This is a genomic window from Chitinophaga fulva (assembly GCF_012927205.1).
GTDB classification, from domain to species: domain Bacteria; phylum Bacteroidota; class Bacteroidia; order Chitinophagales; family Chitinophagaceae; genus Chitinophaga; species Chitinophaga fulva.
On the sequence record NZ_JABBGC010000004.1, the window covers coordinates 680837 to 704707 of the forward strand.

The 23871-nt window shown below is 48.9% G+C and carries 17 protein-coding genes; 11 read left to right on the plus strand and 6 right to left on the minus strand.

Annotated elements, in window-relative coordinates; genetic code table 11:
* Positions 1–39 precede the first annotated feature (39 nt).
* Both HHL17_RS31170 and HHL17_RS31175 read right to left on the minus strand, forming a co-directional pair.
* Positions 40–918 carry a 1-aminocyclopropane-1-carboxylate deaminase/D-cysteine desulfhydrase gene (locus tag HHL17_RS31170; protein ID WP_169228721.1) on the minus strand — a complete coding sequence of 293 codons (879 nt, stop codon included), beginning with the start codon at positions 916–918 and terminating at the stop codon, positions 40–42.
* A 220-nt stretch (positions 919–1138) separates the two neighbouring features.
* Positions 1139–2479 carry an alpha-L-fucosidase gene (locus HHL17_RS31175; RefSeq protein ID WP_169228722.1) on the minus strand — a complete coding sequence of 447 codons (1341 nt, stop codon included), beginning with the start codon at positions 2477–2479 and terminating at the stop codon, positions 1139–1141.
* A gap of 131 nt (positions 2480–2610) precedes the next feature.
* Between HHL17_RS31175 and HHL17_RS31180 the strand changes: the two genes are divergently transcribed.
* The 8 genes from HHL17_RS31180 (at position 2611) to ilvA (ending at position 12780) form a co-directional block, all read left to right on the plus strand.
* Positions 2611–3513 (plus strand): nucleotidyltransferase family protein, encoded by a 903-nt coding sequence (locus HHL17_RS31180; RefSeq protein ID WP_169228723.1) that lies wholly within the window; start codon positions 2611–2613, stop codon positions 3511–3513.
* The gene (locus HHL17_RS31185; RefSeq protein WP_169228724.1) at positions 3504–4595 is read left to right on the plus strand and encodes a phosphotransferase enzyme family protein; all 1092 of its coding nucleotides are present in this window, start codon (positions 3504–3506) and stop codon (positions 4593–4595) included. The genes HHL17_RS31180 and HHL17_RS31185 overlap by 10 nt, the downstream gene beginning before the upstream one ends.
* Before the next feature lie 499 nt (positions 4596–5094).
* Positions 5095–5997 carry a branched-chain amino acid transaminase gene (locus tag HHL17_RS31190; RefSeq protein ID WP_169228725.1) on the plus strand — a complete coding sequence of 301 codons (903 nt, stop codon included), beginning with the start codon at positions 5095–5097 and terminating at the stop codon, positions 5995–5997.
* A 254-nt stretch (positions 5998–6251) separates the two neighbouring features.
* Positions 6252–7931 carry a dihydroxy-acid dehydratase gene (ilvD, locus tag HHL17_RS31195; protein WP_169228726.1) on the plus strand — a complete coding sequence of 560 codons (1680 nt, stop codon included), beginning with the start codon at positions 6252–6254 and terminating at the stop codon, positions 7929–7931.
* Positions 7897–9645: a biosynthetic-type acetolactate synthase large subunit gene (gene ilvB / locus HHL17_RS31200; protein ID WP_240976008.1), complete on the plus strand. Its 1749-nt coding sequence runs from the start codon at positions 7897–7899 to the stop codon at positions 9643–9645. The genes ilvD and ilvB overlap by 35 nt, the downstream gene beginning before the upstream one ends.
* Before the next feature lie 107 nt (positions 9646–9752).
* The gene (ilvN, locus tag HHL17_RS31205) at positions 9753–10283 is read left to right on the plus strand and encodes an acetolactate synthase small subunit (protein ID WP_169228727.1); all 531 of its coding nucleotides are present in this window, start codon (positions 9753–9755) and stop codon (positions 10281–10283) included.
* Between the two features lie 99 nt (positions 10284–10382).
* Positions 10383–11426, plus strand: a complete 1044-nt coding sequence (ilvC, locus tag HHL17_RS31210) for a ketol-acid reductoisomerase (protein ID WP_169228728.1) — start codon at positions 10383–10385, stop codon at positions 11424–11426.
* Positions 11427–11520: 94 nt separating this feature from the next.
* Positions 11521–12780: a threonine ammonia-lyase IlvA gene (ilvA, locus tag HHL17_RS31215; RefSeq protein ID WP_169228729.1), complete on the plus strand. Its 1260-nt coding sequence runs from the start codon at positions 11521–11523 to the stop codon at positions 12778–12780.
* A gap of 63 nt (positions 12781–12843) precedes the next feature.
* Here ilvA and HHL17_RS31220 read toward each other — a convergent pair whose 3' ends face one another.
* The 4 genes from HHL17_RS31220 to HHL17_RS31235 form a co-directional block, all read right to left on the minus strand.
* A complete protein-coding gene (locus HHL17_RS31220) occupies positions 12844–13446 on the minus strand; it encodes a hypothetical protein (protein WP_169228730.1) in 603 nt (200 codons plus the stop codon).
* Positions 13447–13614: 168 nt separating this feature from the next.
* Entirely contained in the window at positions 13615–13872 is a 258-nt protein-coding gene (locus tag HHL17_RS31225; RefSeq protein ID WP_169228731.1) for a hypothetical protein, read from the minus strand.
* A 10-nt stretch (positions 13873–13882) separates the two neighbouring features.
* Positions 13883–17980 (minus strand): RHS repeat-associated core domain-containing protein, encoded by a 4098-nt coding sequence (locus HHL17_RS31230; protein ID WP_169228732.1) that lies wholly within the window; start codon positions 17978–17980, stop codon positions 13883–13885.
* 230 nt (positions 17981–18210) lie between these two features.
* Positions 18211–19260, minus strand: a complete 1050-nt coding sequence (locus HHL17_RS31235) for an NAD(P)-dependent alcohol dehydrogenase (RefSeq protein ID WP_206156232.1) — start codon at positions 19258–19260, stop codon at positions 18211–18213.
* Positions 19261–19350: 90 nt separating this feature from the next.
* On the opposite strand from HHL17_RS31235, the gene HHL17_RS31240 reads away from it, so the two are divergent.
* From HHL17_RS31240 to HHL17_RS31250, 3 genes are all read left to right on the plus strand, one after another.
* On the plus strand, positions 19351–20493 hold the full coding sequence (locus HHL17_RS31240) for an NAD(P)/FAD-dependent oxidoreductase (RefSeq protein WP_169228733.1): 1143 nt from the start codon (positions 19351–19353) through the stop codon (positions 20491–20493).
* Positions 20494–20688: 195 nt separating this feature from the next.
* On the plus strand, positions 20689–22365 hold the full coding sequence (locus HHL17_RS31245; protein WP_169228734.1) for a sodium/sugar symporter: 1677 nt from the start codon (positions 20689–20691) through the stop codon (positions 22363–22365).
* Positions 22366–22383: 18 nt separating this feature from the next.
* Positions 22384–23871 carry a xylulokinase gene (locus tag HHL17_RS31250; protein ID WP_169228735.1) on the plus strand — a complete coding sequence of 496 codons (1488 nt, stop codon included), beginning with the start codon at positions 22384–22386 and terminating at the stop codon, positions 23869–23871.

The window sequence follows — 23871 nt, forward strand, 5'->3', positions numbered from 1 at the left end:
GGCAAAAATACACTACCGTTCAAATATAATGAACAGTTTTTACAGTGAAAGAACGCCCGGAGGCAGGGAAAGATTGCCCTGTAGTCCGCCGGTATGTATTAATAATACTTTGCTATTGTCGGCAAAGTAGTGCTGATGGATTAATTCACGGAACGCCTTGACAAGTTTTCCGGTGTAAATGATATCTGTTGGAATACCGGTTTCTGCAAAAAAAGTATTGATAAAATCTATAAGCGCTGGTTTAACTTTAGCGTAACCTCCTTCATGAAAGTCATGCAACAATTGCCAGTGGCTGGTTTGACCGGGGTGAAGCAGAGCCTTGACCTCTGCTTCGAGATAACCGGCGCCTTTCAACACCGGGATACCGATGACAGTTTGTGTGGCGGTGGCACTGTTGATGAGGCCGGCCAGTGTGGTACCGGTCCCTACAGCACAAAGAATATGTGTGAAATGCCCTGTGGGAAAGAGAGAGAGAATGTCTTCACAACCACGGGCGCCGGCGGCGTTGTGCCCGCCTTCCGGAATAAGGTAAGTATCCGGACGATTTTCAAAAGATTGCCGGCTGTCGCGGTAAGCTTCCCGGCTGATAAACTCCAGCTGCATCCCCTGACGCAGCGCGGTTTGCAGCGTATGGCTCAACACCGGAGGGCGTTCGCCACGGATGATACCGGTGCAGCGCAGGCCTGCCTCCCGGCAGGCGGCGGCAGTAGCGGCAATATGATTGGAATAAGCACCACCGAAGGTGAGAATATGCTGTTTGCCCTCGCTGCGAGCGGCCTCCAGGTTGTATTTCAGCTTAAACCATTTGTTGCCGGAGATGTCCGGGTCCAGCTTGTCGAGCCGCAGCATGGCCGCTTCCAGCTGCGTCGGCAGCCAGGAAGGGGTGAGGGTGTCTAATGTGATCTTCCCGGTGTTCATCTCCCCAAATTATAAAACCCGGGAACCCAGGGCTAAAGCCCTGGGCTACGTTGTTTTTCAGGCTTTTTAGGAATACCGTTCCATAAATTATGGGAATCAATCTCCAAAGTAGAATAGGAGGGCTTAAAGCCGCTGGTTATGGACACAGCCTCGGAAACAGGCCTGAACAACATCGTAGCCCAGGGCTTTAGCCCTGGGTTCCCGGGGAGTAAAATAACGATTATTCGTTGGTCAGAAATCCGCCTTTACCGCGGTACAGCTTAACTGGTTTATCCAGTTTCACTTTCAGCACGGTTACATATTTATCCTGCACGTTTTCGGGCACATCGATGTAAACGAGGCCGGGCACAGGGCTCCAGGAGATTTTACCGACTACTTTATGATTCAGTTTGGCGCCATTGCCTACTACGCTGATCTCTTCGATTTTATTGCTCAGCCCTTTGATCACCACCTGTCCGCTGGTTTTACCTGGCAGGAAGAGGTACAGGGTGCTGGAATCTTTAGAGAGGGTGGTAGGGCCGTAGAAATGCCCCAGTGGCAGTCCTGCGACGGTATTGAAAACAGCCTCGCCGTTCTTTTTATTCCAGGCGCCCAGTTCTTTCAGGATGTTCACTTCTTCTGCGGGGATGGAGCCATCTGCTTTAGGCCCGATATCGAGGAGGAGGTTACCGCCGTTGGCCACCGCATCTACGAAGATGGTGATAATTTCGAAAGGTGTTTTCCAGTTGGTGTCTTGTGGTTGCCATCCCCAGTTGTTGTTGATGGTCATGCACAGTTCCCACCAGTGGTAGTGGGGGCGTGTAACGGGGAAGTTCTGTTCCGGTGTGTCATAATCGCCATAGCCCTGTAAACGCCCGTTGATAATGGTGTTGGGGTTATGGGTGGTGAGCATTTTACGCATTTTGCCGGCTTCCCATTCTTCTGCGGAGTGTTCCCAGTCGCCATCAAACCACCAGAGATCGGGGTTGAATTTGGTCATCACTTCTTCCATCTGGCCTTCGTAGAATTTCAGGAAACGCTGCCAGCGTGCGGGTTGCGTCTTGATATCATAGCGGTTGCTGTCTTTCAGGAACTGCGGATAATCAGGATAACTCCAATCTATCAACGAAAAATAGGCACCACATTTGATACTGTCGCGCCGCAATGCGGTGTAGAGCGGTGTCAGTACGTCCCTTTTGGCGGGAGTGCTGTTGACAACATCGAGTTTACTGTATTTGCTGTCCCACAAAGCCACGCCATCGTGGTGTTTGGTGGTAACAACCGCGTAGCGGGCGCCGGATTCTTTGATCAGATCGGCCCATTCCTGCGGGTTGTAATTACTGGCAGTGAAACCTTTCAGTTGCTGCATGTAATCAGGGTAGGAGATTTTTTTGTTGTGGAATGACCAGGATTCATCAATTCCTTTTACCGAATAAATGCCCCAGTGGATGAAGATGCCCAGTTTGGCGTCGGCAAACCACTGCATTTTGCCTTTGATGTCGTCCGGATTGGTTTTCTGTTGCGCATGAGCAGTCATAGAAAGCTGCATGGCACAGGCTCCCAGCACAAGTAGTCTTTTCATCGTTCCAATTAAATTAATCATTAAAATATGTGTTGTCCACAAAAAGAAAGCGTGAAAATAGGTTTAATGATTATATTTAACGCCGATATTTTCAGGTAAAACATTGAAAATTATAAAATAATATCAGAAAAATGCAACCGACTTTATTGATTTTAGCGGCCGGTATGGCCAGTCGATATGGCAGTTTGAAGCAAATCCAGGCTTTCGGGCCCAGTGGAGAGACTATCATTGACTACTCTATTTACGATGCTATCCGTGCCGGTTTTGGCAAGATCGTATTTATTATCCGTGAAAATTTTGCCACTGAGTTTAAAGAGATCTTTGAACCTAAGCTCAAAGGCCGTGTAGCAACGGATTACGTGTACCAGAACATGGATTCTTTCACCGGTGGTTACCAGATCCCGGCAGAACGTACCAAGCCATGGGGCACTGCACATGCTATTCTGTGCGCCAAAGACGCTATCCAGGAGCCATTTGCTGTGATCAATGCGGATGATTTTTACGGAGCGGACGCTTTTGTAAAAATGGCCGCTTTCCTGAATGGAGACGCCAAAGCAGATATCTACAGCGTAGTAGGGTATGAGCTGGGCAAAACAGTGAGCGAGCACGGTTCCGTGTCCCGCGGTGTTTGCGCAGTAGACGGCGCCGGTTTCCTGTCAGCCATCAATGAAAGAACAAAAATTTATACTGACAATGGCCAGATCGTTTATGAAGAAGCCGATGGCAGCAAACACCTATTGGGTGCTGAAACGCCGGTTTCCATGAACTTCTGGGGTTTCCATCCCAGCGTATTTGACATCAGCCAGTCGCTGTTCAACGAGTTCCTGGAGAAAAACGGCACCAATCCTAAATCGGAGTTCTTTATTCCGATTGTGGCTGACGAATTTATCCGTCGTGATATGGGCAAGGTAAAAGTATTGCCTACCACAGCGAAATGGTTTGGGGTTACTTACAAGGAAGATGCACCCGGTGTTCAGGCCAGTCTGTCAGAATTGGTTAAAAACGGAGCATATCCCGACAATTTATGGAAATAACACCCAACAAATTAATCCTTCAGGCTTTTGGACTGGAGCCTGAAGGATTAAACGTCCGAAGATTCGGATCAGGACACATCAACAACACTTTTCTGCTCGAAAAGAAGGAGGACGGCAGCAAATATGTTTTACAGAAAATCAATGTAAACGTATTTAAGGAACCCGGGATAATAGCCGCTAACCAAAGAATGGCAGCCGATTATCTCGCAGCACATCATCCGGCGTATCTGTTCATTACGCCCATACCCACGGTCAACGGGGAAGAGCTCTTTGTAATGGACAACGAATACTGGCGAATGATTCCGTTTATTGCCGGTTCTGTGACGGTAGACCAGGCCGATAACCCAAAGCAGGCATATGAAGCCGCCAAGCAGTTTGGCCGCCTTGCCAATTACCTTTCGGGCATCGACCTGAAGCCGTTTAAAGCTTCAATTCCGAACTTTCACAATCTCACCCTCCGTTATGCCGCTTTTCAGGAAGCTATCCGTAACACCAGGGAAGACAGAAAGGCAGCAGCAGAAGAGCTGATTGACGAATTCCTCCGCTACTCCGACATCGCAGTCACGTACGAACAGCTGAAAACAAATCCCGAATTCAGGGACCATCTGATGCACCATGATACCAAAATCAATAATGTGCTGCTCAACCAAGACACATATGAAGGTATCTGCGTTTGTGACCTGGATACACTGATGCCGGGAAAAATCATCTCAGACCTCGGAGACATGGTACGCACTTATGTCTGCCCCGTTTCCGAAGAAGAGCCTGATGTAAGCCAGATCGTTATCCGCGATGAATACTTTGAAGCCCTTATGCAGGGATATCTCGAAGAAATTGGCGGCACTTTAACCAAAGTGGAAAAAGAACAACTCTTCTTTGCAGGAAAGTTCATGATCTACATGCAGGGTATCCGGTTCCTCACTGATTATCTCAACGGTGATGTGTATTACCCGATTAAGTACGCCCGGCACAACTTTGACCGCGCACACAACCAGCTCGTACTGCTGAAGCGCCTCATAGAAAAACAAGACACATTGCAGGCTATCATCAGCAAATGCCTCCATGTCAGTGAACAGGTTTAGACTAGTGAACAATTAAATGAAATCATTCAAAGTCCCGGTGCTTTCCCGCACCGGGATTTTTTTTTGCTGCCTGCCCCACTTCTTCCTGCTTCCCGGTATCAGTTGATTGTTAGTATTTGATAACTGGTTTTGAGAATTTGTTAGAAATGGATTAATAATCGACTTCTTTTTTTGAATATTTTCAAAAACATATAAAGGGATTAATTTTTGACGAAATATTATGCCCTTTGTTGTTTTTTATTTTTTTCACGAATACATTTGTACTGATACAAACAATGATCACCTCCTATGTGGGTAAATAAAGACAATATAAAACTTAATCACATCGTACCTCAGCTCAATTGGGCTATCACGAAGGTCGTGATTATCGTCGTTGTCATTATTAGCCACCATAACGGAGGATAGGTACACGTGCATAATCAAATCGATATAGCCTTCCTCCGCAAAGAGGAAGGCTTTTTTTTTGACCACTACATTTTGACGCTAATAATTCAATTTTATGTATAGCTATTACAACAACGACACCTTTCTTTATCTTGACGGTGAGTATCTGAAAGCAACATCAGCCACCACAGACCTTTTCGGTCAATCGCTCCACTATGGATACGCCGTGTTTGAAGGCATCCGCGCTTATAAAACAGCCAACGGAGAAGTAAAGATCTTTAAAGCTAAGGAACACTTCGACCGCCTGAAGCGCTCCTGCGAACTGATCCACATCCCTTACAAATTCGACAACGAAGAACTGATCGCCGCCTGTTACAAGGTATTGGAGATGAACAACATGGAGGAAGCCTACATCCGCCCGCTGGTGTTCTGTCCGCCGAACATGACCCTGAAAGCAGCGAGCGAATCCAATATACTCATCTGCGCATGGGAATGGGGTGCCTACCTCGGTGAAAAACTCCTCCGCATCATGACTTCTTCTTTCGAAAGACCGAACCCGAAAGCGTTCCAGATAGAATCCAAATCGGCCGGCCTTTATGTAAACTCGATACTGGCTTCGCAGGAAGCAAAACAAAAAGGATACGATGAAGCACTGCTGCTGGATATGAATGGTAATGTAGCGGAAGGCCCGGGTGCTAACATCTTCTTTGAAAAAGACGGCAAAATCTTCACTCCTCCTCCCGGTAACATTCTCCCCGGCATTACCCGCGCCACCGTTATCGAACTTTGCCACGAACTGCAAATTCCCCTCGAAGAAAAACTGTTCACCATCGATGAGTTAAAACAAGCTGACGCTGCTTTCTTCTGCGGTACCGCTGCTGAAGTAGTAGGCCTCGAATCTATCGACGGACAGGCTTTCGGCAAACCATGGGCCTCTTCTCTCGGAAAAGTATTGCAACAGGCATATAAAGCGAGAGTGCTCGACAAAACCTTCCAACGCGAAGCACAATTAGCATAGCCTTTAGCTGTTAGTATTTTAGCTGTCAGTGCTAAATGCTGACAGCTAAAAGCTAAAAGCTTCCCTTGAACTTTGTAAAACGAAAAACAGAGAATCCGCTACAGTAAAGAGTTTGGGAGAACCGAAGGCAGATTTGAAGACCGGTTTACCGGAAATATTTGGTTTGAATTTGCCGGCCTCACCGGGTAATTTGTGATGGATTTTTAAAATAGGATTACTATAAACAGCTGGTAATCCGGGTAATAACAACAGCAATGGAATTAAATAAATACAGCAAAACGATTACACAGGACCCTACGCAGCCCGCTGCGCAGGCACAGCTCTACGGTATCGGCCTCACAGAGGAAGACCTGAGAAAAGCGCAGGTCGGTATCGCCTCCATGGGCTATGATGGCAATACCTGTAATATGCACCTCAATGACCTCGCACAGGATGTGAAAAAAAGCGTCTGGGCCAACAACCTCGTCGGCCTGACATTCCACACCATCGGCGTCAGCGACGGCATGAGCAACGGTACGCCCGGTATGCGCTACTCCCTGGTAAGCCGCGATCTGATCGCTGATTCCATTGAAACTGTTTGTGGCGCGCAGTACTATGATGCGCTCATCACCGTACCCGGCTGTGATAAAAACATGCCTGGTTCCCTGATGGCCATGGGCCGCCTCAATCGCCCTTCTATCATGGTTTACGGCGGTACCATTGCACCCGGTAAATACAAAGGCCAGGACCTGAACATCATCTCCGCATTCGAAGCGCTGGGCCAGAAAATGGCCGGCACACTTGATGAAGGCGACTTTAAAGGCATCGTACAAAACTCCTGCCCCGGCGCCGGCGCCTGTGGCGGTATGTACACGGCCAATACCATGTCTTCCGCTATCGAAGCATTGGGTATGAGCCTGCCTTACAGCTCATCCAGCCCCGCACTGAGCAAGGAGAAAAAGGAAGAATGTGCCAACGTGGGCCAATACATCCGCCTGCTCCTTGAAAAAGATATTAAACCCAGAGACATCATGACCAAAGAGGCTTTTGAAAATGCCCTCACCGTGATCATGGCCCTGGGTGGCAGCACCAACGCAGTACTGCACTTTATTGCTATCGCGAAATCTGTAGGCGTGTCAGTGACACTGGAAGATTTCCAGCAGTCAAGCGACAAAACCCCGCTGATCGCAGACCTGAAGCCAAGCGGTAAATATCTCATGGAAGACCTCCACAACATCGGTGGTGTTCCGTTAGTGATGAAATACCTGCTGAAACAAGGCTACCTGCATGGTCACTGTCTCACTGTGACCGGCAAAACCCTCGCTGAAAATCTGGAAAGTGTTCCGGATATCGACTTCGGCAAACAAGATATTATCGTTCCCGTGGAGAAGCCACTGAAAGCCAGCGGCCATATCCAGATATTATATGGCAACCTCGCTGAAAAAGGCTCTGTTGCCAAAATCACCGGTAAGGAAGGCGAACAGTTCACAGGACCTGCGCGCGTGTTCGACGGTGAATTTGAACTCATCGCCGGTATTCAGTCCGGAAGAGTGAAACAAGGTGATGTGGTGGTGATCCGCCAGGTAGGCCCGAAAGGCGCGCCCGGTATGCCTGAAATGCTGAAACCTACCAGCGCTATCATGGGCGTGGGACTGGGCAAAAGCGTGGCACTGATCACCGATGGCCGTTTCTCCGGTGGTACCCATGGCTTCGTGGTAGGCCACATTACACCGGAAGCTTTCGAAGGCGGTAACATCGCCCTGGTGGAAGACGGTGACATCATCGAAATAGATGCAGTGAACAATACGATCAATATGAAAGTGAGCGACGAAGAACTGGCTGCCCGCAGGGCCCGGTGGACCGCTCCGGCATTGAAGGTATCCAATGGAATCTTATTTAAGTACGCAAAACTTGTAAAAAATGCAACAGAAGGATGTGTTACCGATGAAAGCTGAGAAGGCAGATAAACGGTTGTCTGCAAAGCCTGTTATCACCGGCTCAGAAGCTGTGATCCGTTCCCTCATCGCAGAAGGAGTGGACACCATCTTCGGTTATCCCGGCGGGGCTATCATGCCTATCTATGATGCCCTGTATGATTTCCAGGACCAGGTACATCATATACTGGTAAGGCATGAACAGGGTGCTACACATGCGGCCCAGGGTTATGCCCGTAGCTCCGGTAAAGTAGGAGTGGCTTTCGCTACCTCCGGCCCGGGCGCTACCAACCTGGTCACCGGCCTTGCAGACGCTTATATGGACAGTACTCCCATGGTATGCATCACCGGTCAGGTGGCTGCTTCGCTGCTGGGTACAGACGCTTTCCAGGAAACAGACGTGATCGGTATTACCATGCCTATCACTAAATGGAATATACAGGTGACCCGCCAGGAAGATATCCCCGGCGCTATCGCCAAAGCTTTTTATATCGCTCGTAGCGGCCGTCCGGGCCCCGTACTGGTGGATATCACCAAAAACGCACAGTTCGGCGAGTTTGAATATGAGTATGTACCGTGTACGACTATACGTAGTTATCAACCGGTGCCTGAACTGAAGCAGGAAGCTGTAACTGCTGCTGCCGCGCTGATCAATGAAGCGAAAAAACCTTTCCTGCTGGTAGGTCACGGCGTACTGCTGTCCGGCGCTGAAAAAGCCCTGATAGCACTGGCCGAGAAAGCACAGATACCCATGGCTTCCACACTGCTCGGCCTGTCTGCTGTTCCGGTAGATCACCCGCTGTATGTAGGTATGCTGGGCATGCACGGCAACTACGGACCGAATATGCTCACCGGTGAGTGCGATGTGCTCATCGCGGTAGGCATGCGTTTCGACGATCGTGTAACCGGTGACGTTCCATCTTATGCCAATAAAGCTAAAGTTATCCACATCGAAATCGATGCGGCAGAAATAAACAAAATCATCCCGGCGGAAGTGGCAATACATGCTGACGCCAAAACAGCGCTGGAAGCACTGGTGGACGAAGTAAAGCCTTCCACGCATGAGGAATGGCTCGCTGAATTCAGGGCTGCCGACAAAAAGGAATACGACAAGGTGCAACACCGTGAATTGTATCCTGAAGCCGGTGAACTGAAAATGGCGGAAGTCGTACGCCTGATCTCTGAAAAAACAAAAGGAGAAGCTGTACTGGTAACAGACGTAGGACAACATCAGATGGTGGCTTCCCGTTACTACCGCTTCAAAAATCCAAATACCAACATCACCTCCGGTGGCATGGGCACCATGGGCTTCTCCCTGCCTGCCGCCATGGGCGCTAAAATGGGCACACCGGAAAAAGAAGTCGTAGCGGTTATCGGCGATGGCTGCTTCCAGATGACCCTGCAGGAACTGGGCACTATCTACCAGTCTAAAATCGGCGTGAAGATCGTGATCCTGAACAACAACTTCCTCGGCATGGTACGCCAGTGGCAGCAGCTGTTCTTCGACAAGCGTTACTCTTCCACCGAAATGGTCAACCCTGATTTCGTTCAGATCGCCAAAGGATTTTTTATCCCGGGCAAAAAAGTCACTGCCAGAGAAGATATTTCCGCTGCTATTGATGAAATGCTGGCTACTGATGGCGCTTACCTGCTGGAAGTAGTGGTGGAAAAAGAAGATAACGTGTTCCCGATGGTGCCTGCCGGCGCCCCTGTTTCCTCTATCAGACTGGAATAGTACCACCCGATTATAACAGACAAGTAAATAATTTTTTTACAAGAAATGCCTCTCTTTTTCACCGGCCAGAGGCCGTAAACAGGAGGGAGGATGCCCAAGCTGTTTTTATGCAAAAAGAATATACAGTCACGGTTTATACGGAAGACCGTATAGGTATCACCAACCGTATCACCATTATATTTACCCGCAGAGGGATCAATATCACCAGCCTGACAACTGCTGAAACAGAGATCCCCGGCGTGTATAAGTTTATCATAACGGTAATGTCTACACGTGAAAAACTGGATAAGGTGGTCGGTCAGATCGAAAAACTGATTGAAATTCACCGTGCCTTTGTACACGAGGAAGATGAAGTGGTGTACCAGGAACTGGCATTGTATAAGATTTCCACCAAATCACTGGAGTCCGGTGATATTGAACGGCTGATTCGGGACCATCAGGCGCGTATCCTGACCATTACGGCAGACTATTTCGTGATCGAAAAAACCGGTCACCAACAGGAGCTGACAGACTTCATTAAGAAGCTGGAGCCCTATGGCCTGATAGAATATTCCAAAAGCGGAAGAGTGGCCATTGTGAAATGGAGCCGCCGTTTCCACGAACACCTGAAAGAACTGCAGGCATCATCGGAAGCATAAGCTGCCGGTAGCCGCAAACATAAACAAGCCTTTATTCATTTACTTAAATTTTACAGCTAATAGCTAATGGCTAGTAGCTAAAAGCTAAAAACACAAAACATGGCAACCATCAATTTTGGAGGTGTACTCGAAGAAGTAGTAACCAGGGAAGAGTTCCCAATGGAAAAAGCACGGGAAGTCCTGAAAAATGAAGTCATCGCTGTTATCGGCTATGGTGTACAAGGCCCCGGCCAGGCACTGAACCTGAAAGATAACGGCTTCAACGTTATCGTTGGGCAGCGTAAAAATTCCAAAACATGGGATAAAGCAGTAGCTGATGGCTGGGTTCCGGGCGAAACTTTATTCGATATCGAAGAAGCTGCTGCCAAAGGTACTATCATCCAGTTCCTGTTGTCCGATGCTGGTCAGATCACCCTGTGGCCTACCCTGAAACAACACCTGACTCCTGGTAAAGCACTGTACTTCTCCCATGGATTTGGTATCACCTATAAAGATCAGACCGGTATTATTCCGCCTGCTGATGTAGACGTAATCCTGGTTGCACCTAAAGGTTCCGGTACTTCCCTGCGCCGCCTGTTCCTGGCTGGTCAGGGCCTGAACTCCAGCTTCGCTATCTTCCAGGACGCTACCGGCCGCGCTAAAGAACGCGTAGTAGCACTGGGTATCGGCGTTGGCTCTGGTTACCTGTTTGAAACAGACTTCAAAAAAGAAGTATTCTCTGACCTCACCGGCGAACGTGGTTCACTGATGGGCTGTATCCAGGGTATCTTCGCTGCTCAATACGAAACACTGCGCAGAAACGGTCACTCTCCGTCTGAAGCATTCAACGAAACCGTAGAAGAACTGACTCAGTCCCTGATGCCGCTCGTTGCTGAAAACGGTATGGACTGGATGTATGCTAACTGCTCTACTACTGCTCAGCGTGGTGCGCTCGACTGGTGGAAGAAGTTTAAAGATGCTACTCAGCCGGTATTTGATGAACTGTACGCCAGCGTAGCTGCCGGTAAAGAAGCTGCCCGTTCTATCGCTTCCAACAGCACTCCGGATTACCGCGAGAAACTGAACGAAGAACTGAAAGAACTGCGCGAAAGCGAAATGTGGCAGGCTGGTGCAGCTGTTCGTAAGCTCAGACCTAACGCATAATATTTTATGATTTGGTTATTTGATTATTTAACTATTGACAGAATTATTGTTAATACTCAAATGATCAAATAACCAAATCTCCAAATGAATTAATATGTCCTCTAACTTAATATCTGGCGTTAGCCCGCTCAATATCCTCGATGCGTCGGTGAAATTGAAGCCTGTGGTGAACCGCACACCGTTGACTTATAGCGCCACGCTCTCCCGTCGCTATAACTGTGATGTATATCTGAAAAGAGAGGATATGCAGATTGTACGCTCCTATAAACTCCGCGGAGCCTACAACCTGATTAGCAGCCTGCCCGCCGATCTGCTGGCTAAAGGCGTTACCTGCGCCAGTGCCGGTAACCATGCACAAGGCTTCGCCTACGCCTGTAAAGCCATGAACATCAAAGGCGTGGTCTTCATGCCGATCATCACACCAAAGCAAAAAGTAAATCAGGTCAATATGTTTGGGGGCGATAACATCGAAATATGCCTTACCGGTGATACTTTCGACGACTGCTCCGCCGAAGCACAGGCCTTCACCGCTGCCCATAGCATGACCTTCATTCCCCCTTTTGATAACGCTAAAATTATCGAAGGACAAGGCACCGTGGCAGTGGAAATTCTGGAAGACCAGACCAACATCGATTATTTATTTGTACCCGTAGGCGGTGGCGGCCTCGCTGCCGGCGTAGGCACCTACTTCAGGACCTATAGCCCTAAAACCCGCATCGTGGGCATAGAACCGGAAGGCGCCCCTTCCATGCTGCGTGCCTTTGAAAACGGAGGCCCGGTAACCCTTGATGAAATTGAACGTTTCGTTGACGGCGCTGCTGTGAAAAGAGTAGGGACCCTCAATTACGAAATATGTCGCGAAGTACTGGATGAAATGCACCTCGTGCCCGAAGGCATGGTGTGCTCCACCATCCTCAAATTATACAATGAAGATGCTATCGTGGTAGAACCTGCCGGCGCGCTTTCTATCACCGCCCTTCAGGACTACGCGGAAGAAATCAAAGGGAAAAAAGTTGTTTGCATCATCAGCGGCAGCAATAACGATATCGACCGCATGCAGGAAATAAAGGAACGCTCATTGCTGTACGAAGGACTGAAGCATTACTTTATTGTCCGCTTTGCACAGCGCCCGGGGGCACTCAGGGAATTCCTGAACCATATCCTGGGGCCTAACGACGATATCACCCGCTTTGAGTTTATTCAGAAACATAATAAGGAAACAGGCCCCGCACTGGTAGGCATAGAACTGAAGTGCAGGGAGGATTATGATACCCTCATCGCCAACTTCCGGAAATATAATTTTCAGTTCACCGAATTGAATAAAGATGATAACCTGTTTGGTTATCTGGTTTAGAGTTTGACAAATAGTTGTTTTAAGAATAATATAAGCCTGGTCATTTTTATGAACGGGCTTTTTTTATTTTTCAACTATCGCATGTAAAGTGGCCAGGTAATCGTCTTTTAAATAGGGATGCAAGTCCTCGTCCTCCAGTTGAGCCTGGATTTTTTTGATAATCACCAGTTTTACCTCCAATGGCATTATATCGTGTTTCTCCAGCTGCTGTTTTACGGTGTCGTAGAAAACAACAAAGGCTTTTTTTCTGGGTGCGATTTCCGGCACTGACATAAGATATTCCCACTTTCTGCTCCACGTCTGGTATTGTGGGAAAACACGAATGTGCAGCGCCACATAAAAATTGACTTTTCTATTACTGGACGCGGCCACCAGAAAATCAAACATCACATCTGTAGGTGTCAGTCCATACCGCCACACCATGTTGCCTAATGCAGAAACAACATTGACCTGTAACTTGGTGTTGTCCGGAAACTGCCTGCCAATAGCCACCAGTATAGCTCCCAACTCATTGTCGGACAATACCGGCGTATAGAAGGTCGAAACTTCGGCCCGTGGTATTTTTTCAAATTCCCGGATATATGCTTCCAGTTCCTGTTCAGATAGCTGCTGCCAGTTGAGCAGTTTGTCTTTCAACGATTGTAAGGCGTCTGTTTTTAGTTTCATGGTTGGATCTCTAATCTGCTTGTTGGAAATCAGTAAGGTTCGCTAATATGTTAGCATAAAAGTCCCGGGTCTTTCACCTGGTGCAATTTTTTCCACATTGTTCATGTGCGACGACTAATGTTAATAAAGATAAGGGGTTTTCTGGTATTGGGTGATCTTGTTGAAAGATTAGTCTTCTTGTTCTAATATTTCATCATATAAGTCTCCCGTTTTTACTTGTTTCCAATCCTTTCCATATTGCTCATTTACAACGACTAACGCTAGTAAAGATAATGGGTTGAATGCCGAAATAGTCATGTCCCCTTTGGTTGCCAGCCACGACAGGATTTCTTCTTTCGCTTCATCCAGTTCTAATTTTATAGCGTAGCCTTTTTCCCTGATGGTATACAAGGCAATGTTGTAGGTGTTCATTGCTTCTGCTAACATAATAACCGTTTTAATTACAACCTTTAAGAAGTGATTTTTCTACTGTCCCTTCGATCAGGAACTCACCATTTTTTTCCATAATTTGTTTGACATTATTGGCATCTTTTCTCAATTTCTTATCTCCGCTGTTTTTCATCATCTCGGCCACTGATTCGGGTGTATGTATTTTTATTTTACCTTCTGCTTCCAGTGCCTTTAATTCATCCATGGAAACTTTGCGAGGTTTGCCAAATTTTTCTGCAATTGCCTTTTTGTCCGTAAATGAGGTGAAAATACTCGTTTCTCCATTGCTGGGTCTCCTGACATGTTCCCAGGGAGTCGTAATATCAGCATCACTGCCTAATGGCAATCCAACATCCCCGCCGTTATAAAAGTCATCTCCCCTGAACAGAAAACCACTTAACCCAAACGGGTCTATCCAGGTATTGGTATCGTGAACATATGCATAAAGATTTAAACCGCCAATAATTGACAAGGGGTCCTGGCTCAGATATATACCAGTGGCAGGGTCATAATACCTGAACCTGTTATAGTAAAGTCCGGTTTCGGCATCCTCATACTGCCCGGCATACCGGAAAGGAATGAAATACTTGTCGCCTTGCAGCAGTTGCACCCGACCGTAGATATCCAGGTCAGCTGTCCATACTTTATTCCCCTTGTCATCATAAGCTTCACTGGGTGTACCGAGATGATCCGTGATGACGGAGTAACTTTGCTGATTGGTAATTTTGGCCGACAGCCTGAAATTACCTTCATCAAAAACCCAGGTAGTAAGCGTGTCTTGTGGTATTGGTTCAGGATGGCTCCATGATATTTCTCCATCTTCGTTGACAGTCGTGTAGGGCCGTTCTGTTTCCGGATAGGTCCATTCATGAAGTGGTACAGCGCCATTCCAGACAAACCGGGTAATCCGGTTTCGTATCGTTTTTTCTGTTCTGCGCCGCAAAGCATCGTACCGGAAGGATACAATAGCACCATCCGGTCGGGTGACTGCCTCCAGCAGGCCGTTGGCATACCAGCGATATTCCCAGGTAGCGGGGGTACCACCTGCAACTACAGTTTTACGGACCAGATTTCCTTCGTCATCATAAGCATAACGGGCCTGGCCTGTTTCCAGCAACCTGCCGCCTGTACCATATTTTCTGTCCAACCGGTCAGCCGTCTCAAACAGATTGCCGCTCCGGTCCGGGCTGCGGTAACCGGTCTGCCCGTTTTCATACTGCGCCCACGACAACCGGTTCTCTGCATCATAGCCAAATTTTCTCATTTGCCGGTTCAGTACATTCAGCATTTGTTTCAAACGGTGCTGGCTGTCCCAGTAATATTGACGATGCCTGGTAGTATGTTCTCCGGCGCTCACTCTATGGGATACCGCCATGCCTGTGTTGTCGTAATGCCAGTACTCGTTAACGTTTCCAGGCAGATATCGCGCGATTTCCTGACCAAACAGGTTTCTTTCAATCCGGGCAGACCAGTCCTCTTCCTGGCCGGTTGTCCCGGCAGTGATGCCGGAGAGGCCGTTGACGTGGTCCCAGTTGAAACGGATATTGGCGCCAATGCTGCTGGTAACGGAACTGCGGTGGCCGGCAGCATCATAGTGACTGTTGACCAGGTGCCAATCCTGCCATTCGGTTACCACCCGGCCTTGATTGTCTCGCTGGAAGCGGACCATGGTATGCTGATTGATGGCTTCTGTTATCGCCCCGTTGCGGTTGTAGTTGAAGGCTTCCCAGGTACCGTCATGTTGTTCTGTTCGTACGATTTTCCCGTTGCAGTCGTATTCCAGGCGGGTCCATTTGTTGCCCGGACGTAGAATACGGATGATTTTTCCGGCGCTGTTTCTTTCATAATGCCGAATCAACCCATCAAAACCAGTGTCACTGATTATATTGCCATTGGCATCGCGAAGGATACGGTAGGATTCTCCCTGTTCATTTACTACGCCGGTCAGGTCTTCGTCCCGGTCATAAATAAAGTGAATGGTAGAACCGTTTTCTTCCCGTCGTTTGATTTTACCCAAAGGGGTGTAGGAGAGGCGTATCTGACGCTCTTTATCCTGAACGAGGGTTATGCTGTCATAGGCGTCATATTGAACCTGTATGTGATTTCCTCCGGCCTGTCTGAGTTCAGTGATTCTGTCCAGCTTGTCGTAGCTGATTTCCTGCTCGCTTTCCACCGGGCCGGTGACGGAGAGGCACCTTCCCCATTTGTCGTAGGTCCGTGTTATCTGACTATCATCTGGCATAAGCGTACCGATGATATTAAAATCTTCATCATAATTCAACAACGTCACTTGTCCATCTTCAGTTTCAATTTTATGAAGAAGGTGTTGTTCATTATACCGGTGTATGTGAATACGGCCGCCGGACTCAGTGATGGTATGTGTCTGGCTGGTCTTTGGGTAGTAGATATAGGTGCGGCTATTGCCGATGGCATCATCTTCCAGTATGATCCTGCCGGCGTCATCATAGTGTGTGGTTTGAGTGCTGCCATCTGGCAGCGTCACACTGACACGGTTTCCCAGCTTGTCATACGTATACCCGGTAACGTTACCTTCCGGATCGATAACGCGATACAGCTCCATGTCTTCCGTATATTCGAAAAAAGTAGAATGGCCCAACGGGTCCTTTATCTGTGATACTACAAAATCCGGTGTATAATAGTAGGTGGTAGTGCCCTTTGTGTTGCGTATCCGGTTAAAACCTTTGTCAGGGTAGTATTCCAGCCAGCCTTCCACTACCCCTTTATCTCCGGTAGTATGAATGCATCGCGCTTCTTTATCATATTCCCAGTAGAAGGAGTTGTGATTCCGGTCCGTTTTTTTAATCATCAGATGGTCACGGTAATGAATATATGTTGTCTGTTCCAGTGCGTCAGTCAGCTCCGTAAGGTCGCCGGCTTCATTATAGGCGTACCGTACCAGTTCCCGGCTTTCTCCTCGGTGACGGGCGGTCACGCGGGTAATACGGCCATCATGGTCATGTTCCATGAGCAGATGTCTGCCAACACTGTCAATGATCCGCAACAGGTGCCCGGCATCATTGTAATGAAAACTGATCATAAATTCTCTCTCATCCGTAATACTGATCAGTCGGTACTGTCTGTCTGCCGGATGTAGTTTGCGGAAGGTGTATGATCGCCGGTTTTCATAACTAAACAGCGTGTATTCTTCTACGTTGGCCCTCGTGAGCAACAATTGTTCATGCCGGTTGTAATTACTTTCACCGGAATAGGGAAGTCCGTCAAATACCGCACTGCGGCCATCGCTCAGCAGTACGATGGTGGCATCTTCATCCGGGAATTCGTATACCCGCATGTCGTAGCATAAATGGGTCCCATGGCCAAGCAGCCCTTCAAAAGTGCTGTCGCTGTTCCATGAGCGCTCCCATTTCAACGGTATAGGACCAGGTAATTCAAAGTCGGTACCATCATAAATCACGATGCCCTGCACCAGGTCTACCGGTTCAAATCCTTTCTTGCAAAGGGCTCTGCTCAGTTTGTTGCTGCCGATTTTTGCTTTCAGCGCATGATTGAATTTAGTCAGTGCCTTTTTGCCAGCTTTACCAATTCCCTTCATTAATGCGCCAAATCCAAAAGACATGATAAGATTCAGCAATACGCCTGCCCAGTCAGGAACATAAGGCCCGCCTACCATCACAGGTTTCCCAAATGATAGCGGAATAGAATAGGAAGTGGGAAGGTAAAGGCTGGGTATCGGCTTGAATTTTTTTCCGGGTGTAATGGATAAAGGTAGACCAATATCATTGCAGGTCATCAGCATATGTCCTGATGGACTCATGAGATTACCCTCTACTTTTACTTTCTTACTGCCAAAGAAGTTAACAGCATCATGGCCGATCATCGGAGCCAGTAAGAACGGCCCTCCCATGGGAATATGGAACAGAAAGATCAGCATCCCGTTGGTATCGCTTTTGCCACGTGGCACATGATTGATGCGGGTGGTAGCGCCAATAACGGGTATATAATCCATGGGGTCTATGACCAGTCCGATAAAAGGATGGGGTAGTGGCACTGGAAATCCTAAAAGAATAACAATATGGAGGTCCAGTCCAATCACCGGGGTAAAATGTTTGTTACTGACAAGCATTTGATATGGTTTGTGAGTCAGGGGCTAGGTCTTATAATAAAAGAAAACGGTGATTAAATATAAGGATTATACGGAGCTGAAAAAAAATAAAAATGCATTTTTGTGCGTAGCAAACGGGGCTGTTTTTTCTCTGCAAAATGTTGACAGTCCTACCCAAAAGGGGAAAGCCTTTTGTAAAAAGAAAAGGCAGGTAAATGACCTGCCTTTTACATGATAAATTAAGTGAAATATTATTTTTTCAGACTGGCAATATCGATCACGAAGCGATATTTCACATCGCCTTTCATCATTCGGTCATAGGCGGTGTTGATATCCTGGATATCGATCACTTCCACATCACTGACGATGTTGTGTTCGGCGCAGTAGTCCAGCATTTCCTGTGTTTCACGGATGCCGCCTATTAATGAACCGGCAATGCTGCGGCGGCCCATGATCAGGTGAAAGGCAGGCACGGCGGAAGGTTCCGGCGGTATGCCCAGGCAAATCATGACGCCATTGAGTGTCAGCAGCTTCAGGAAATCGTTGTATTCATGTGGGGCAGACACCGTATTGATGATGAAATCAAAATGGTTGCGTAATTTTTTCATCTGCTCCTTGTCTTTGATCAGTGCAAAATGATGCGCGCCCAGTTTTTTAGCGTCTGCTTCTTTGGATGGGGAAGTGCTCAGCATGGTCACTTCGGCGCCCATGGAATTGGCCAGTTTCACCGCCATGTGTCCAAGACCACCCAGGCCCAGAACGCCTACTTTATGTCCTTTGCCCACTTTCCAGTGGCGCAGCGGAGAGTAGGTGGTGATACCGGCGCACAGCAGTGGCGCCACTCCTTCGAGGGGCAGTTTGTCGGACACTTTCAGGATATATTGTTCATCTGCCACAATCTGGGTGGAATAACCGCCATAGGTGAGCGTTTTGCGGTCCATTTCTGTACCGTTATACGTGCTGGCGTTGCCTTTCTCACAGTATTGTTCTTCTCCGCTTTTACAGGGATCGCATTCCCGGCAGGAATCCACAAAACAGCCAATGCCTGCCAGATCGCCCACTTTGAATTTGGTCACATGGTCGCCCACTTTCACAATACGGCCCACGATCTCATGACCAGGCACCATCGGGTACACAGAACCACCCCATTCGTCCCGTACCTGGTGTATATCGGAATGACATACGCCACAATAAAGGATTTCTATCTGTACATCGTGAGGACCAACTTCTCTCCGTTCGAAGTTCCACGGACCCAGGGGGGAAGTAGCATTTTGTGCTGCGTAAGCTTTGGTTTCAATCATGGTCTTTTGATTTTGAGATTCCGAAACTACTGATTTTTAGGCAGGTTTATGCTGACCAAAATCCTGTTGCCAATTGTTTAACTTAGTATAATGTTAAGCTATTGGGAGAAGCAAAGCCTGCTTCAGTATGACTATATCGTTGCCGGCAGCGGTATCATTGGGCTTTCCGCCGCCATCAGCCTCCGGGAGCGTGAACCGGGCGCCCGTGTGCTGGTGCTGGAACGGGAGGTGCTGCCTACCGGCGCTAGCACTAAAAATGCCGGCTTCGCCTGTATCGGCAGCCTCACGGAAATACTGGCCGACCTGCAGACCATGCCGGCCGAAACAGTACTGAACCTGGTGTCCATGCGCCGTACCGGGCTGCAGTTGCTCCGCCGGCGCCTCGGCGACGAACGGATCGGTTACCGGGAAAACGGCAGCTACGAACTGATCGGCGCCCGCGAGGAATGGGCACTGCACCAGCTGGATGAGGTAAACCGTATGCTGGCCGGTGTGCTGGACGAAGGTCCCGCCTTTTCCCTGGCCAGTGATAAAATAAAGTCATTCGGTTTTACCCCGGCATATGTAAAAGCCATGGTGCGCAACCACTACGAAGGAGAGCTGCATACCGGACAGATGATGCGGGCGCTCATCGATAAAGCCATTGCCTCGGGGGTGGAAATAAAGACGGGATGCCCTGTTACCCGTATGGAAGACCTCCGCTCCGGGGTAAATGTGGTGGTCACCAACCAGGTACTAAAGGAAGAAGTGGTGTTCCAGGCACGTAAACTGGTGGTTTGCACCAATGCCTTCGCCGGCCAGCTGCTGCCGGAGCTGGAAGTGACCCCCGGAAGGGGACAGGTGCTCATCACCGAACCGATACCTGGCCTGCCTTTTAAAGGGGTGTTCCACCTCGAAGAGGGATATTATTATTTCCGGGAGCTCGATGGCCGTGTGCTGCTCGGCGGTGGCCGGCAGCTGGATTTTTCCGGTGAAACCTCCACAGAGTTCCGGTACAACGACCGTATCCAGCACGAACTGGAAGAAATGCTGCGTCACCTGATCATCCCCGGACGGCCTTTTACCATCGCCGACCGGTGGACCGGCATCATGGCTTTTGGCAGTACCAAACAACCTATCGTCCGGGCCTATACAGAAAATATCATCCTCGGCGTCCGCATGGGCGGTATGGGCGTGGCCATTGGATCACTGATAGGAGATAAAATAGCTGCCATGGCGGCTGGAGCCATATAACCTTCACGCCTCTCCGTTTTTTTGTTAAAGTGTTTTGATAGCAATTTTAAATGTATAGATTTGATCTTTTGGGGAAACCGCAGTCAAGCTGCGGTTTTCAGTTTTAGCTTTTTTATGGAGCATAAGCGTATTTAATACATTTATTTCACTATATTGATCCGCCAAATTTATTATACAAACCACGTTTGAACATTTATGCAACCAAACTTACTTCACTACGTCGATTACCTGGTATTCCTGGTATATTTTGTAATAGTGGCCGGCTACGGGTATTATATCTATCAGAAGAAAAAGAAGGCGACAACAGATTCCAAAGACTTTTTCCTGGCAGAAGGCTCCCTGACATGGTGGGCTATCGGCGCCTCCCTGATTGCCTCCAATATTTCGGCGGAACAGTTTATCGGTATGTCCGGATCCGGTTTCTCCATGGGCCTGGCTATCTCCACCTATGAATGGATGGCGGCAGCTACACTGATTGTTGTGGCGGTCTTTTTCCTGCCCATCTACCTGAAAAACAAGATTTACACCATGCCCCAGTTTCTGGAGCGCCGGTACAACCAAACGGTAAGTACCATCATGGCGGTGTTCTGGCTGCTGTTGTATGTGGTGGTGAACCTCACGTCCATCCTTTATCTGGGTGCATTGGCCATCAACAAAATCTCCGGCATCGACTTCTATGTCTGCATGGTGGCACTGTCGTTCTTTGCGGTGCTCATTACACTGGGAGGTATGAAGGTGATCGGTTATACCGATGTAATTCAGGTGTTCTTCCTGATCCTCGGTGGCCTGGCAACTACCTACCTGGCGCTTGACCTTGTGGCACAGCATTTTGGTGAAAGTGGCGTGATGAAAGGTTTCAGCCTGTTGCATCAGCACGCCGATGATCATTTCCATATGATCTTCAAAAAGAACGATGCCCACTATCTCGACCTGCCGGGATTAAGTATACTCGTAGGCGGTATGTGGATTGTAAACCTCAACTACTGGGGTTGTAACCAGTACATTACACAACGTGCGCTGGGCGCCGATCTGAAAACAGCCCGCAGCGGTCTGCTGTTTGCTGGTTTCCTGAAGCTGCTCATGCCTATTATTGTGGTGTTGCCGGGTATTGCGGCTTATGTGCTGTACCAACAAGGGCTTTACCATGGAGAAATGATGAAAGGGGGAGACCTGAACCCGGACAATGCTTATCCTGTTTTGCTCAACCTCCTGCCCAGTGGCCTGAAAGGCCTCGCTTTTGCCGCCCTCACAGCTGCGGTAGTGGCTTCGCTGGCCGGTAAAGCCAACAGTATTTCCACCATTTTTACTTTGGATATTTATAAGAAGATATATCATAAAGATGCTGATGAGCAGAAAGTGGTGCGGGTGGGCCGTGTGACGGTGATCATCGCTATGGTGCTCGCCATTATTCTGTCCAACTTCCTGGGGATTGATAAAAAAGGTGGTTTCCAGTTCATCCAGGAATACACCGGCTTTGTGTCTCCTGGTGTGTTTGCCATGTTCATCATGGGCTTCTTCTGGAAACGAACTACTTCCAACGCGGCACTGTTTGCCATGATCGTCGGCCTGCTGATGTCTTTTGTGCTGAAGTTCCTGCCGATGTGGGTAGACCTGCAACCGCTCTACCAGTTTGGCTGGGCCGCTCCTAATGCAGCAGGCGTTTATGAAATGGCATTCATCGACCGTATGGGCGTTGTGTTCGTGATTTGTGTGGTTGGTATGATCATCATTTCCCTGGCTGATCCTTCCAGCAAAAACAATCCGAAAGGACTGGAAATCGACAGCAACATGTTTAAAACAGCCATGCCGTTTACTATCGGCGCCTTGTTTATCGTCGGTATCCTCATTGCGCTGTATACCGTTTACTGGTAATCGTTATTTACAACGGGTATGTATTTTATCGGCTACGATATAGGTTCTTCTTCTATCAAAGCGGCATTACTGGACGCAGACACCGGCCGTTGCCTGGCAACGGCCACCAGTCCGTCCCGCGAGATGCCCATCCTGGTCCCGCGTCCCAACTGGGCGGAACAGGACCCGGAAAGCTGGTGGCAGGAGGTGGTGAACGCCACCGCGCTCCTGCGCCGGCAACACGCTTTCGACGCGGCCATGGTCAAAGGAATAGGCATCGCTTATCAGATGCATGGCCTCGTATGTGTGGACAAAGACATGCAGGTGCTGCGCCCCGCTATTATCTGGTGCGACAGCCGCGCTGTAGACATTGGCCGTAAAGCATTCACCTCGCTGGGTGAATCCTACTGTCTCTCACACCTCCTCAATTCCCCCGGGAACTTTACCGCTTCCAAACTGCGATGGATATACGAAAACGAACCGCATGTTTACGAACGGATTCATAAAGTGATGCTGCCCGGCGATTTTATCGCCCTGAAGCTCACCGGAGAAGCTACTACCACCGTGTCTGGCCTCTCTGAAGGCACTTTCTGGGATTTTCCGGGCAATACTGTCAGCACTGCGCTGCTGGACCACTATCAGATCAGTCCGCAATTGCTGGCCACGATCGTCCCTACTTTCGGCGCGCAGGGGCAACTGACGGCTGCGGCTGCCGAGACCTTGCAACTGTTGCCCGGCACACCGGTCACCTACCGCGCCGGTGACCAGCCCAACAACGCTTTCTCGCTCAATGTGCTTGAACCAGGCGAAGCAGCCACCACTGCCGGTACTTCCGGCGTGGTATATGCGGTGCATGATCAGCATACCTTCGACCGGGAAAGCCGTGTCAATACATTTGTACATGTGAATAATGATACACAGCATACCCGCGATGGCGTGCTGATGTGCCTCAACGGCACGGGCATCGCCAATTCCTGGCTTCGCAATATAATCGGCGACATCAGCTATGCGGACATGAATGAAGCGGCCACACAAGCGCCGCCGGGAGCCGATGGCCTGCTGGTATTCCCTTTTGGTAACGGCGCAGAAAGGATACTGGGCAATAAAAGCATCGGCGCTACCGTCAGCAACCTCGACTTCAACCGCCATCAACGGGCACATATGTTGAGGGCTGTACAGGAAGGCATTGTCTTCGGGCTGAATTATGGGCTGGACATCATGTCAAACATGGGGCTCGACATACACCGTGTACGGGCCGGTCACGCTAACATGTTCCTTAGCCCGCTCTTCCGCGAAGCTTTTGCCAATACCGCTAATGTGGTCATCGAACTTTATAATACAGACGGAGCACAGGGAGCGGCAAGAGGAGCTGCAGTGGGCGCTGGTTACCTGTCCGTTAAAGAAGCCTTCAGGGGCATGGAATGTCTCGCAGTAATAGAACCGGATAACCGGCAGCGGGAACGTTACGCATCAGCTTACAGCCACTGGTTGGCCGGCCTGCGTTCGCTGCTGGCTAACGGTGAATAA